This is a genomic window from Flavobacteriaceae bacterium (assembly GCA_003443635.1).
Classification (GTDB): Bacteria; Bacteroidota; Bacteroidia; order Flavobacteriales; family Flavobacteriaceae; genus AU392.
On sequence record CP031964.1, the window covers coordinates 2,725,460 to 2,739,585 of the forward strand.

At 30.3% G+C, this 14,126-nt stretch carries 13 protein-coding genes; 11 read left to right on the forward strand and 2 right to left on the reverse strand.

From position 1 onward, the window contains the following. Window positions 1-62 precede the first annotated feature (62 nt). From D1817_12510 to D1817_12525, 4 genes are all read left to right on the forward strand, one after another. A complete protein-coding gene (locus tag D1817_12510; protein AXT20675.1) occupies window positions 63-1,307 on the forward strand; it encodes a divalent metal cation transporter in 1,245 nt (414 codons plus the stop codon). 52 nt (window positions 1,308-1,359) lie between these two features. After that, entirely contained in the window at window positions 1,360-2,238 is an 879-nt protein-coding gene (gene lipA / locus D1817_12515; protein AXT20676.1) for a lipoyl synthase, read from the forward strand. Between the two features lie 3 nt (window positions 2,239-2,241). Next, window positions 2,242-3,237, forward strand: a complete 996-nt coding sequence (gene gap, locus D1817_12520) for a type I glyceraldehyde-3-phosphate dehydrogenase (protein AXT20677.1) — start codon at window positions 2,242-2,244, stop codon at window positions 3,235-3,237. Window positions 3,238-3,309: 72 nt separating this feature from the next. After that, window positions 3,310-5,538, forward strand: coding sequence for a response regulator (locus D1817_12525; GenBank protein ID AXT20678.1), 2,229 nt, complete (start codon window positions 3,310-3,312; stop codon window positions 5,536-5,538). Here the strand turns inward: D1817_12525 and lpxK are convergent. Beyond that, window positions 5,530-6,555 carry a tetraacyldisaccharide 4'-kinase gene (lpxK, locus tag D1817_12530; GenBank protein ID AXT20679.1) on the reverse strand — a complete coding sequence of 342 codons (1,026 nt, stop codon included), beginning with the start codon at window positions 6,553-6,555 and terminating at the stop codon, window positions 5,530-5,532. The two genes, D1817_12525 and lpxK, sit on opposite strands and share 9 nt — an antisense overlap. A 47-nt stretch (window positions 6,556-6,602) precedes the next feature. Between lpxK and D1817_12535 the strand changes: the two genes are divergently transcribed. From D1817_12535 to msrA, 3 genes are all read left to right on the forward strand, one after another. Continuing rightward, window positions 6,603-7,697 carry a Nif3-like dinuclear metal center hexameric protein gene (locus tag D1817_12535; GenBank protein AXT20680.1) on the forward strand — a complete coding sequence of 365 codons (1,095 nt, stop codon included), beginning with the start codon at window positions 6,603-6,605 and terminating at the stop codon, window positions 7,695-7,697. A gap of 2 nt (window positions 7,698-7,699) precedes the next feature. Beyond that, complete coding sequence (locus D1817_12540) at window positions 7,700-8,479, forward strand: hypothetical protein (protein AXT20681.1); 780 nt, start codon at window positions 7,700-7,702, stop codon at window positions 8,477-8,479. A gap of 121 nt (window positions 8,480-8,600) precedes the next feature. Next, window positions 8,601-9,266, forward strand: a complete 666-nt coding sequence (gene msrA, locus D1817_12545; protein AXT20682.1) for a peptide-methionine (S)-S-oxide reductase — start codon at window positions 8,601-8,603, stop codon at window positions 9,264-9,266. A 3-nt stretch (window positions 9,267-9,269) separates the two neighbouring features. Here msrA and D1817_12550 read toward each other — a convergent pair whose 3' ends face one another. Next, a complete protein-coding gene (locus D1817_12550) occupies window positions 9,270-10,070 on the reverse strand; it encodes a class I SAM-dependent methyltransferase (protein AXT20683.1) in 801 nt (266 codons plus the stop codon). 86 nt (window positions 10,071-10,156) lie between these two features. Here D1817_12550 and D1817_12555 point away from each other — a divergent pair, with 86 nt between their 5' ends. From D1817_12555 to D1817_12570, 4 genes are all read left to right on the forward strand, one after another. Further along, window positions 10,157-10,837, forward strand: coding sequence for a hypothetical protein (locus tag D1817_12555; GenBank protein AXT21279.1), 681 nt, complete (start codon window positions 10,157-10,159; stop codon window positions 10,835-10,837). A 56-nt stretch (window positions 10,838-10,893) separates the two neighbouring features. Next, window positions 10,894-12,159 carry a kynureninase gene (gene kynU, locus D1817_12560; GenBank protein ID AXT20684.1) on the forward strand — a complete coding sequence of 422 codons (1,266 nt, stop codon included), beginning with the start codon at window positions 10,894-10,896 and terminating at the stop codon, window positions 12,157-12,159. Then, on the forward strand, window positions 12,159-13,559 hold the full coding sequence (locus D1817_12565; protein AXT20685.1) for an FAD-dependent monooxygenase: 1,401 nt from the start codon (window positions 12,159-12,161) through the stop codon (window positions 13,557-13,559). Before kynU ends, D1817_12565 begins: the two co-directional genes overlap by 1 nt. A gap of 109 nt (window positions 13,560-13,668) precedes the next feature. Continuing rightward, window positions 13,669-14,067 (forward strand): RidA family protein, encoded by a 399-nt coding sequence (locus D1817_12570; GenBank protein ID AXT20686.1) that lies wholly within the window; start codon window positions 13,669-13,671, stop codon window positions 14,065-14,067. Window positions 14,068-14,126: the final 59 nt, after the last annotated feature.

Consider the following 14,126-nt stretch of genomic DNA (forward strand, 5'->3'; position numbering starts at 1 on the left):
ATTTAGATACCATATATTTGAGATGAGTTATAAAATTCTATAATTTAAAAACACTTCAGTATTTGAAATTCAATCTAAAAAAACTTGGCCCAGGATTGTTATTTGCTGGTGCTGCCATTGGAGTATCTCATTTGGTACAATCTACAAGAGCTGGAGCTGATTTTGGTCTAGGTTTATTATGGGCATTGTTATTGGTAAACCTATTTAAATATCCATTTTTTCAATTCGGAGCTAGATATGCTTCAGCTACAGGAGAGAGTTTATTAGATGGGTATAAAAAATTAGGGAATGGTATTTTAATAACCTATTATATACTAACATTTGCCACAATGTTTACCATTCAAACTGCTGTAACTATTGTAACAGCGGGACTTGCCACAACACTTTTCGGAAATTTTTCAACCATTACTATTGGTGGACTTTCAATTTCTAGCATTCAAATTTGGACTGTGATAATCACTTTAATTTGTATGACTATTTTGTTTATTGGAAAGTATAAACTATTAGACGGTATTATAAAAATAATTATAATTACTCTTACGATTAGTACTATAGGAGCTGTAATTGTTGCTTTGACTAACAATAATGATTCACTTTCATTTGTTCAGGTCTTACCTAAAGGCACCATTGAAATTGGTTTTTTAGCAGCTTTTATGGGTTGGATGCCAGCACCATTAGATATTGCTGTTTTTCATTCGTTATGGACAGTCGAAAAAAGAAAAGACAATAATACTTTCAATACAAAAACTGCTCTTTTCGATTTTAATATTGGGTATATCAGCACTATTGTTTTAGGAATTTGCTTTGTATTTTTAGGATATCTAGTTATGTATGGAAGCGGAGAAACATTTAGTAGTTCTGGTGCCATATTTTCAAACCAACTTATAGAAATGTATACTTCTAGTTTAGGAAGTTGGTCTTATGTATTTATAGGTATTGCTGCATTCACTACAATGTTTAGCACGACATTAACAACATTAGATGCTTCACCAAGAGCAATGCATAGAACATCTCAACTATTATTTAAAAAAATATTTAAAAAAGGATTTTTATTCTGGATTATAGTACTAGCCATTGGCACTGTTGTTATCTTTTTTGCCTTTGCTTCAGAAATGGGGTTGTTAATTAAAATAGCTACTATTTTATCTTTTATTACTGCTCCTTTTTATGCGATTATAAATTATAAACTTATTATAAGTACACATACTCCAAAAGAAGCAAAACCTTCATCTTGGTTACATGTTTTAAGCTGGGGAGGTATCCTATTTTTAACAGGATTTAGTGTTTGGTATCTTACCACATTATAGAGTTTTCTTAACAGAATACTTTGTATCTTTGTTTCAAATTATCACATAATTCATGAGTGCAGAAATTGCTTCAAACACAAAGCCTGAACGCCAAGCAAAACCTAAATGGTTACGCGTTAAACTTCCAACAGGAAAAAAGTATACAGAACTTAGAGGTTTAGTAGATAAATATCAACTAAATACTATATGTACATCTGGTAGTTGCCCTAATATGGGTGAATGCTGGGGAGAAGGAACAGCTACATTTATGATTTTAGGCAATATTTGTACAAGATCCTGTGGCTTTTGTGGTGTAAAAACTGGACGACCAGAAACTGTAGATTGGGATGAACCAGAAAAAGTTGCTCGTTCTATTAAGATTATGCAGATTAAACATGCTGTTCTAACTAGTGTTGATAGAGATGATTTAAAAGACATGGGAAGTATTATGTGGGCAGAAACGGTTAAAGCTGTTCGTAGAATGAACCCTCAAACAACGCTTGAAACACTTATACCTGATTTTCAAGGTATAGAACAACATATCGATAGGATTTTAAATGTTGCACCAGAGGTCGTATCCCATAATATGGAAACAGTTCGCAGGTTAACGAGAGAAGTGCGTATTCAAGCAAAATATGATAGGAGTCTTCAGGTTTTAAATTATTTAAAAACCCAAGGACAACGTCGTACTAAAACTGGAATTATGTTAGGTTTAGGAGAAACCAGAGAAGAGGTTATCGAAACTCTTCACGATCTTAAAGATGCTCAAGTAGATGTAGTTACTATTGGTCAATATTTACAACCAAGTAAAAAGCATTTACCTGTAAAACAGTTTATCACTCCAGATCAGTTTACTGAATACAAAGAGATAGGATTAAATTTAGGGTTCCGCCATGTAGAAAGTAGTGCTCTTGTAAGATCTTCATATAAAGCTCAAAAACATATTAATTAAAGTATGATTAATATAGCCATAAATGGTTTTGGAAGAATAGGAAGGCGTGTTTTTAGATTAATTGAGGCACAAAAAGATATTCAAGTTGTTGCTATTAATGATATAGCTAATACAAAAACACTAAGTCATCTATTAAAATATGATAGTATTCATGGAGTTCTTAATGCTAAAATTGGTTCAAATGAAAATCATATCATAGTTAATAATAAACAAGTTCCTTTATTAAATTCAAAAGACATCTCTACAATTAGCTGGAAACCATATAATGTAGATTATGTTATTGAATGCACAGGAAAATATAAGACAAAAGAAAGTTTAAAGCATCATATTAATAATGGAGCTGCTAAAGTTATCTTATCTGTACCTCCACAAGATGATGATATAAAAACGATAGCTCTAGGAGTTAATGAGCATACTCTTACAAAAGACGAAACAATTATCTCTAATGCGTCTTGTACAACAAATAATGCTGCTCCGATGATAGATATTATAGATAAGCTTTATAATATTAAGCAAGCCTATATTACTACAATACATTCTTATACTACAGATCAAAGTTTACATGATCAACCTCATCGTGATTTACGTCGTGCTAGAGCAGCTGGGCAATCTATTGTACCAACTACTACTGGAGCTGCAAAGGCAATTACTAAAATATTTCCAAAATTATCCAATGTTATAGGAGGTTGCGGTATAAGAGTACCTGTAGCCAATGGTTCACTTACAGATATTACATTTAATGTTCGCAAAGTAGCTACGGTTCAAGAAATTAATAAAGCTTTCAAAAATGCTTCAAAAAACAAGTATGAAGGTATTTTAGAGTATACTGAAGATCCAATTGTATCTATTGATATTGTTGGAAATACACACTCTTGTATTTTTGACGCACAAATGACTTCTGTTATTGGAGATATGGTTAAAATCATTGGATGGTATGATAATGAAACAGGGTATTCAAGTAGGATCATTGACTTGATTCACTATTTATCAAGTAAATAAATCATCTAAAAAGCTACAAAAAAATGCATTTTATCGAATATATTACTATATTTGTCGATAAAATGACTCTAAATGTCCCGAATCAAATATTACATATTTGTATTTTTAGTTTCAATTGCTTCTCATCATTATGCACAAAATAATAGTGGGCAAGATTCTGCATTAAATAAAAATACTATTGAAAATAGTATTAATAAAGCTGAATTAGAGATACAAAACGGCAACTTATTTGATGCTGGAAGTACACTTAGAAATGCTTTAATTAATGCCGAAACAATTGATGATAAAAAGCTTCAAGGAATAATACAATCGAAAATAGCAAAGCTTCAATATTTAATTGAGGATAATGACAAAGCTAAAATTACAATCATTAAGGCAATTAATATACAAAGAGAACTTAATGACAAAAACAATTTAGCAATATCTAGATATATTTCAGGGTTAATTCATTTAAAAATTAAAGAATATGTAACTGCACTCGATTTATTTAAATCGGCTAAAACAATATTTGAAGAAGAAAATCGCAATGAATTTATTGCAGAGATTGCATTAAATCAAGCTATTTGTCATATAGAATTAAACAATTTGAGCTCTGCTTCATTTTTTATAGATGAATCTATTTCATTAGCAAGAAAACATAATATTCCAAAAGTAGAAAGCGCTGCGTTAATTAAAAATGGTATTGTTACTTCTAAAGAAGAAAATTATAATAAAGCATTATTTTTAACTCAAGAAGGGTTAGAAAAAGCAAGGCAAATTGGTTCGTTAGAATTGATTAATGATGGTTACAAAGCATTAAGTGATATATATACATTACAAGAAAACTATCAAGAAGCTAATATTAACTTAAGACATTATATTGCTATAAATGATTCTATTCAAACTATAAGGAAAGAAACTTTATCTCCAGAAAAGAACGCACAATCTCTTCTTAATGATAGAGATGCGCTTATAAATAAATTAGAGGCTGAGGGGTTAGAACAAAAAAAAGAGGATAATTTATCACAATTAACAACTATACTAAGTGTTGCTTTAATTACGATATTATCACTTTTAACATTGTCATTATACAAAAACAATAATATTAGAATTAAAACTAATAATATGTTGTATCGTAAAAATGATGAACTTTTAACTGAAAAAGAAAGAGCGGAAATTGCTGCAAAAACTAAAACAAATTTTTTATCTACAGTAACACATGAGCTAAGAACTCCACTCTATGCAGTAACAGGTTTAACCAATATGTTATTAGAAGAAAATCCAAAAAAAGAACAAATACAACATTTAAAATCTCTTAAATTTTCTGGAGATTATCTACTTACATTTATTAATGACATTCTTCAAATCAATAAAATTGAAGCTAATAAAGTTGAACTTGATCCAGAAATATTCAACCTTAAACATAAAGTAGAAAATGTAATTTCAGCATTAAATAATTCAGCACTAGATAATAATACAATGATTCACTTTGAGTATGATAAGCATCTCCCTGAAACATTTAATGGTGATCAATTAAAGATATCTCAAATTCTCATTAATTTAATTGGTAATTCAATCAAGTTCACAAAAAATGGAGATATCTGGGCTAAAGTAACGCTTGTTTCAAAAAATAAATCAATGCATAATGTCCGATTAGAGATTAAAGATAACGGTATAGGAATTACTAAAGAGAAGCAAGATAACATGTTCGAGAGTTTTTCTCAAGGTTCGGTGCAAATTAATCGTAAATACGGTGGAACCGGATTAGGGCTTTCTATCGTAAAAGGATTGGTAGATATTTTAAAAGGAAAAATTTATTTAAAAAGTGAGCTCGGTAAAGGAACAAGTTTTTTCATAGAATTTCCATTAGAAGAAGCAAAGGAACTAGCAATTCCTGTAAAAAAGGACTATTCTAAAAGCATTAGTGATTTAGATTTAGGTAAGGTTAAAATTTTGGTTGTAGAAGATAATAAAATCAATCAAATGATTACCAAAAAAATACTAACTAAAATGGGCATCAATTGTGAGCTCGTAGATAATGGTGAAGATGCAGTTGAAAAAGTTAAAGAAATTAAATATGATGTTGTATTAATGGATATACACATGCCAGGTATTAGCGGGTTAGAAGCCACAAAACGCATTAGAGCATTTAATAAAGAACTTACTATTTTTGCACTTACAGCTGTTACTCTTGAAGATAAAATGCAAGAATTTGATGATGCTGGTTTTAACGATATTATTTCTAAACCTTTTAAACAAGAAGATTTTGAAAAGAAATTGTACGAAGCCCTATCTGGTGGAGCTTCATCTATTTCAGCCTAACGTTTTTGAAGTTTTACTTATTACATAATCTTTTATACACTTATTAAATTCTTCTTCTTGAAACATTTTTGTTTCAATAGGCAGATAGTAAAGTATATCACTATTCATTTTATCTTTTAATCTCATAAAATCTTTTTCAGTAGTAAGTATAAAAGATTTAGACTTAAGTATACTTATTTCATTAACAGAAAATTCATGATGATCTTTAAACCTTAAATGTTCAAAAGAAAATCCTTCAGAGTTTAAAAAATCTATTAATGGTTTAGGATTTGCTATTCCAGTAACCAAAGTAAACTCATTTACTTTTAATTTAGATAATGATATATCACTATCTAAAGAATATACTTTGTCAGAATACTTAATACTACTAAAAAACACATCTTGATGACTTAATGGTTTTATTTTTTTAATAATCGTTTCTTGTTCTTGTATACTAATTGTAGGAGGGCATTTGGTAACTATAATTATATTAGCACGTTTTGCTCCAATTTTTGGTTCTCGTAAATCTCCTGTAGGTAATACAAAATCATCTACATAAAGTTTACTATAAGTAGTAAGCAATATATTAAAATTTGCATTAACTTTTCGGTGTTGAAAAGCATCATCTAATAAAATAACTTCTGGGGGCTCAGCTAGATTTTCTAATTCTGCTATTCCATTTTGTCTGTTAGCATCAACACTTACAATTACATCTTTAAATTTCTGATAAAATTGAAAAGGTTCATCTCCTAGGGATAAAGCAGAAGATTTTTCATTTGCTAAAATAAAACCAGTAGTATTACGCTTATATCCTCTACTTAAAGTTGCAATTTTATAATGGTCCTGTAATATTTTTATGAGATATTCAATCATTGGTGATTTTCCAGTTCCACCAACACTCAAATTACCGACAGTAATTAATGGCAATTCATATGATTTAGAATTAAAAATCCCTTCATCATAAGCTTTATTGCGCAACCAAGTAACAGCGTAATAAATAGGTACTATAGGAAACAATATTTTTCGCACCAATTTCATAGCAACGAAAGTAATTATTTATATTTGAACTTAAACAGAAAAAACTTATGATTGTTCAAGATGTTATTACTCATTTAAATGAATTATCGCCAATAAGCTATGCAGAAGATTTTGATAACGTAGGCTTGTTAGTAGGAAATAAAAATAGCAAAGTTACTGGCATTTTGGTAACCTTGGATACCCTTGAACCTGTAATTGATGAAGCAATAGAAAACAATTGTAACCTTGTTGTTAGCTTTCATCCTATTATTTTTAAAGGGTTAAAAAAACTAACTGGTAATTCTTATGTTGAACGTGTTGTAATGAAAGCAATAAAGCATGAGGTAGCTATTTTTGCAATCCATACAGCTCTAGATAATGCGTTTTATGGTGTGAATGATATGATTTGTAATAAAATTGGATTAGTAAATCGAGAAATCTTAATTCCTCAAAGTGGAAGCATAAAAAAGCTAACAACTTATGTCCCTAAAGATGAAGCAAAAACGCTTCGTGAAGCTCTATTTAATGCCGGAGCAGGAAGCATAGGTAATTATGACCATTGTAGTTTTAATGTTGATGGAATAGGTACTTTTAATGGTAACGAAAATTCAAATCCTACAAAAGGTAAAAAAGGTATCACTCAAAACGAAAAAGAAACACAAATATCCATAACATATACAAAACATTTGGAGTCTAAAATCATTGATACACTATTAAAATCGCATTCTTATGAAGAAGTCGCTTATGAGATTTCAACTCTAGATAACAAAAATCAAAATATCGGTATGGGAATGATCGGAGTTTTAGAAAACCCTATGGACGAAAATTCTTTTCTACAACATATAAAATCTACAATGCAAGTACATACGATTAGGCATTCGAAATTATTTGATAAGCCTATTCAAAAAGTAGCTGTACTAGGTGGTTCAGGTAGTTTTGCAATTACTGCTGCAAAAGCAGCAAAAGCAGACATTTTTATCACTGCAGATCTTAAGTATCATGATTTTTTCTCAGCTGAAAATGATATTGTTTTGGCTGATATTGGTCACTATGAAAGTGAGCAATTCACAAAAAACCTTTTAGTTGCTTATCTTACAAAAAAAATTCCTAATTTTGCAATCGTTTTATCAAACACAAACACAAATCCTGTAAAGTATATATAAGCATGGCTAAAAAGAAAGAAGTTACTGTAGAAGAGCGGTTAAGAGCATTGTACGACCTACAATTAATCGATTCTCGCGTTGACGAAATTAGAAATGTAAGAGGAGAATTACCTTTAGAAGTTGGTGATTTAGAAGATGAGATCGAAGGTTTAAATACTAGGCTTCAAAAATTAAATGATAGTCTTACAAATATAGATGATCAAATTAAAGCGAAAAAAAATTTAATTGAAGAAGCTAAAACTTTAATTAAAAAATACGCTGAACAGCAAAAAAATGTTAGAAATAACAGAGAATACAATTCTTTAACCAAAGAAACTGAATTTCAAGAATTAGAAATTCAATTAGCAGAAAAACATATTAAAGAGTTTAAAATTCAAATCGAACAAAAAAATGAGGTAATCGATGAGAATAAAAACCGTTTAAAAGAACGTAATGAGCATTTAAAGCACAAGAAAAGTGAATTAGATGCTATTTTAGCCGAAACCGCAAAAGAAGAAGAAGCATTGCTAAAAAAATCTGACGAATATAAAAAATCTATAGAAGAACGTTTAGTTGTAGCTTATACTAGAATTCGTTCAAATGTAAAAAATGGATTAGCAGTTGTAGCTATAGAGAGAGGTGCTTCTGGAGGATCATTTTTCACAATTCCACCACAAGTACAAATGGAAATTGCATCACGTAAAAAAATAATTACTGATGAACATAGCGGTCGTATTTTAGTAGATGAAATTTTGGCAACAGAACAAAGAGAAAAAATGGAAAAATTATTTTCGAAACTATAATTTCAATTTTATAAAACAAAAAAGCCTTTACAAATTGTAAAGGCTTTTTTGTTTTATAAAGTCTTCCTAATAATGTTAAGATTTATTTTTTTATCCGACATAAATATTAAATAAATAATAGATGAATTTTAAAAACTTAATCTTTGCGATACTTTTGATAACAGCATTTAGCTGTCAAAATAACGCTCAAGTTAATCCGCAAAAATTAGCACTACAAAATGCAACTCCTATAGAAGTTCCTTTACAAAATGGTAAAGCTAGAGCGTATTTCGCTAGTGGTTGTTTTTGGTGTGTTGAAGCTGTTTACGAAAGTGTAAATGGTGTAGACGAAGTTATTAATGGATATTCTGGGGGGCACACAGACAACCCAACTTATGAGCTTAGTAATACAGGTAGAACTGGCCATGCAGAAGCTGTAGAAGTTATTTACGATCCAAAAGTTATTAATTTCTCTACTCTAGTAGATATCTATTTTGGCTCACAAGATCCTACTCAATTTTTTGGACAAGGACCAGATAGAGGTTCTCAGTACCGCTCTATTATTTTTTATCAAAATGATGAACAGAAACAAATTATCTTAAATAAAAAAGAAGCTGTTGCCAAACAACTTAATGCAAAAGTAGCAGCAGAAGTTTTACCTTTTCAAAAGTTTTGGGTTGGAGAAGCTTATCATCAAAATTACGAAAAACTACACCCTAACAGTGGCTATATAAGAAATGTTTCTATTCCAAGATTAAGGCGTTTTCAAGCAAAGTTCCCTGAATTATTGAAAAAAAATGCTCATTAAATACTAAACCTTAGTAGCTTTTAATGTAAAAATTAGTGGATACAATGTATCCTTCCTTATATAACTACCCGATTTAGTTTCTACTAGGTCGGGTAAAACATTATATGGACTCTCATCATGCTCTTTCAAATATTCAATATACAAACCCGCATCAGCTAATGCAGTAACAACATCTCCCAATCCGTGATTCCATCCATATTCTTTACTCATCATATCTGATAAAGGATCGGCATAAGTTCCTTTATATTCTTCATAAATTACTTCTTTTTGATGATATCCATATTTTAAAACTGGAGGTATTTCTAAATAATCAAACATCCAAACTATAGGATGAAACTCAACTATAAAAAATACACCTCCTAATTTTAAACGTTCTGCAATCATTTTACCCCATGGCTTTAAATCTGGTAGCCAACCAATCACACCATAACTTGTAAAAACAATATCAAAAGTTTCTTTAATGTATTTTGAAGTTTCTAAAACATTACAGCATGTAAATTCTGCATCAAGTCTTAATTTTTCATTCAATTTTTTAGCCAACTTTACTCCTTCTTCACTAATATCAATACCAACACACTTTGCTCCCTTCCTACTCCAACTTAATGTATCTTGACCAAAATGGCATTGCAAGTGTAATAATGATTTTCCTTTAACATTCTTCAATGCCGTAAGCTCATAATGCTTTAATGAAGTTTCTCCTTTAATAAAAGCATCAATATCATACATCTTACTTTTAGAATGAACCTTAACTTTCTCATTCCAAGTCTGTTTATTAGTTTCAAAATAATGATTGATTTTATTCATAATATTATCTTAAAATATCAAAAATAAAATATGTTCTTTAATTATAACTCATTATGGTTTTTTACATTTGGCAAAAATTAGAAAAAATGCGATACATCCTTATTTTATGTCTTGTCTTTACAATTATATCTTGTAAATCAGACAAAAACGCCCAAGAAACTAAAAATGAAGAAGCAAAGCCTTTATCTGCTGCTCAAAAAATAGCAAATGCTTATGGCTTTGAAAACTGGAGTAACGTATCTAAAATAGATTTTGTTTTTAACGTAGATGTTAATGGTCAAAATCGTTCTAAACGCGCTTGGCAATGGCAACCAAAAACTAATGATGTAACTCTAACAACTGGAGAAAATGTTGTTAATTATAATCGAGCATCAATAGATAGTACTAGTTTAGGTGCTGACAGAGGGTTCATTAATGATAAATATTGGTTATTATCTCCTTTTAATTTAATTTGGGATGAAAGTGCAACAGTAAGTGAACATCCAAAAGAAGAAGCTCCTATAAGTAAAGAGCTACTCAATAAAATTACCATTACCTATTCTAACGAAGGAGGTTATACTCCTGGGGATGCATATGATTTCTATTATGGTGATGATTTTTTAATTAAAGAGTGGGTTTTTAGAAGAGCTAATGCTCCTGAACCTTCATTAGTTACTGCTTGGAAAAATCATCAAGATTTTAATGGCATTAAAATCGCAACAGAACATCACAGAGGAGAGGGCGATTGGAAGCTTTATTTCACAGGTGTAAGTGTAGAAATCAAATAATTAATTATTTGGTTTAAAAATCCTATTTTTGTGTAAAACGTAAATACACAAAGATATTGCTTACCTATAAATTAGGTCTCGATTATGCTAAACAGCAAGACCAATTAGATAAATTATCTAAATATAAAGATGCTTTTCACATTCCTAAAGACAAAGACGGTAATAATTTAATTTATTTCTGTGGAAACTCTCTTGGGTTACAACCTAAATCTACAAAAACCTATATTGATCAAGAACTCAAAGATTGGGCTAATCTTGGTGTAGATGGACACATAGAAGCTAAAAATCCTTGGTTGCCTTATCATGAGTTTTTAACTGAAAGTACTGCAAAGTTAGTTGGAGCAAAGCCAATTGAAGTGATCACAATGAATACACTTACCACTAACTTACACCTTATGATGGTATCTTTTTATAAACCAACAAAAAAAAGATATAAAATTCTTATTGAGAGTGACGCATTTCCTTCAGATAAATATGCAGTTGAATCTCAACTACGTCATCATGGTTATGATGATAAAGAAAGCCTTATTTTTTGGAAGTCTCGAAAAAATGAGGAATTATTACATTATGAAGATTTAGAAAATATTCTTAATAAACATGGTGATGAAATTGCGCTAATTATGATTGGCGGAATTAATTATTATACTGGGCAATTTTTTGATTTAAAGCGTATTACACAATTGGGGCATAAATATAATTGTATGGTCGGTTTTGATTGCGCTCATGGTGCTGGAAATGTAAACTTGGATTTACACAATTCGGGAGCAGATTTTGCAATTTGGTGTACCTACAAATATTTAAATTCTGGCCCAGGAAGTTTAAGCGGTTGTTTTGTTCACGAACGTCACGCCTTTAATAAAACTCTCAACCGATTTACAGGTTGGTGGAGTCATAATAAAGAAACACGTTTTAATATGCGTCACGAATTTGACGTATTACCTGGAGCTGAAGGTTGGCAATTAAGCAATCCACCTATATTATCTATGGCGGCAATTAAAGCTTCTTTAGATATTTTTAATGAAATCGGTATTGAAGCACTTGTAGAAAAATCAAAAAAACTAACAGGGTATTTTGAGTTTTTATTAAAACAATTAGGAGAAGAAGCTGTACGAATTATTACTCCTGAAAATCCAAATGAAAGAGGCTGTCAGTTATCAATACAAGTTAAACAAGCAGATAAATCTTTGTATAATAAGCTTACCAAACTTGGAGTAGTTGCAGATTGGAGAGAACCAGATGTAATTCGTTGCGCACCTGTTCCACTTTATAATTCTTTTCAAGATGTTTATGATATGATAAATCGATTAAAAAGTGTATTATAATGACTAATAAACAACAAAATATACTTATTATAGGAGCTGGACTTTGTGGAAGCCTTTTAGCTTTACGATTAGCACAAAGAGGATATAATATTACTGTTTATGAAAAACGACCTGATTTACGTAAAGTAAAATTAAGTGCAGGTCGTTCAATCAATCTTGCGTTTTCAGATCGAGGTAATAAAGCAATGAAATTGGTTGGCATTGAAAAAAAAGTAAATGCGTTATGTATTCCTATGAATGGAAGAATGATTCACGACAAAAAAGGCAATACCACCTTATCTAATTATAGTGGTAGAGCACACGAATATATCAATTCTATCTCCCGTGGTGATTTAAATACTTTATTACTTAATGAAGCTGAAAAACATAAAAATGTTACTATACATTTTAATAAAAAATGTATTTCTGTAGATTTTGAAAATACTACTGCACTTTTTAAAGATTATGAAACTAATTCAGAATTTATAGAAGATTCTGATGTTATTATTGCTACAGATGGAGCAGGTTCAGCTCTACGAAAAAGTTATTATTTAGGTAAAAAATTCTTGTTTAGTTTCTCACAAGATTATCTTACACATGGATATAAAGAACTTACGATACTTCCTACCAAAACTGGAGATTATAAAACTTATAAAAATGCATTACACATTTGGCCAAGAGGTGATTTTATGCTCATTGCGCTTCCAAATATGGATGGTAGTTTTACAGTTACTTTATTTTTAAGTTATAATGGAGGTGAATACAATTTTAACAATCTAACAACTCCAAAAATAGTTACAGAATTCTTTAAAAAAGAATTTCCAGATGCGTTAGAGTTAATGCCAAACCTTACTAAAGATTTCTTTAAAAACCCTACTTCTCCTCTAGGTACCGTAAAATGTTCGCCTTGGCATTTTAAAGGCAATACTTTACTCATGGGAGATTCAGCACATGCTATCGTTCCTTTTTATGGGCAAGGAATGAATGCATCTTTTGAAGATGTGGTAGAATTTGATGCCGTTTTAGATCAAAGCGAAGGTGATTGGGAAACTGTTTTTAAAATTTATGAAAGCATTCGTAAAAAAGATACTGACGCTATAGCAGATTTGGCAATCGATAATTTTCATGAAATGAAAGATCATATTGCTAATCCTATATTCCAAAAAAAGCGTAAATTAGAAATGACTTTAGAAGAAACATTTCCTGATGAATATTCATCAAAGTACTCGTTAGTGACTTTTAATGAAACTATTGGTTATAGGGAAGCAATGTTAAAAGGGAGGGCTCAAGATAAAGCCATTTTAAATATGTTATCAGATAATGAATTAGATTTAAATGGTGATTTCAAATCTATTTTAGAAAAAATAAAACAAGAAACTGAAGCTATATTAGAAGATGACCGAATAGCCGGATTAAAATAATCGTCATTACGAGGGGTGAAAATGATGTGTTAATCTCATAAATTGGATTCCAATTAAAAGATAACACAGTATTAGAAACTTACTTTATCATGGCATAAGTAAGACAATTATGAGTAAAGTAACACCAAGAGGTGCATATCCACATACTAAACGTGTAGGTGATTTTATATTTGTATCTGGTACAAGTTCTAGGCGACCAGATAATACTATTGCTGGTGTTGATATAATTGATGAGATGGGTACCAAACATCTAAATATTGAAGTTCAAACACGAGAAGTCATAAAAAATATAGAACATAATCTCATCAAAGAAGGTGCAACACTTGCAGATGTAGTTGATGTCACTTCTTTTTTAGTAAATATGAACGATTTTGCTGGTTACAATAAAGCTTATGCCGAGTTTTTCACAGCTGAAACTGGACCAGCTCGCACAACCGTTGCTGTACATCAGTTACCTCACCCAGATTTGGTAGTAGAGATTAAAGTAATGGCTTATAAAAAATTATAATTGATTTATTTTTATCTGTAATATTGAAATAAACAAACTTGAATCAATCGAGATCAAGT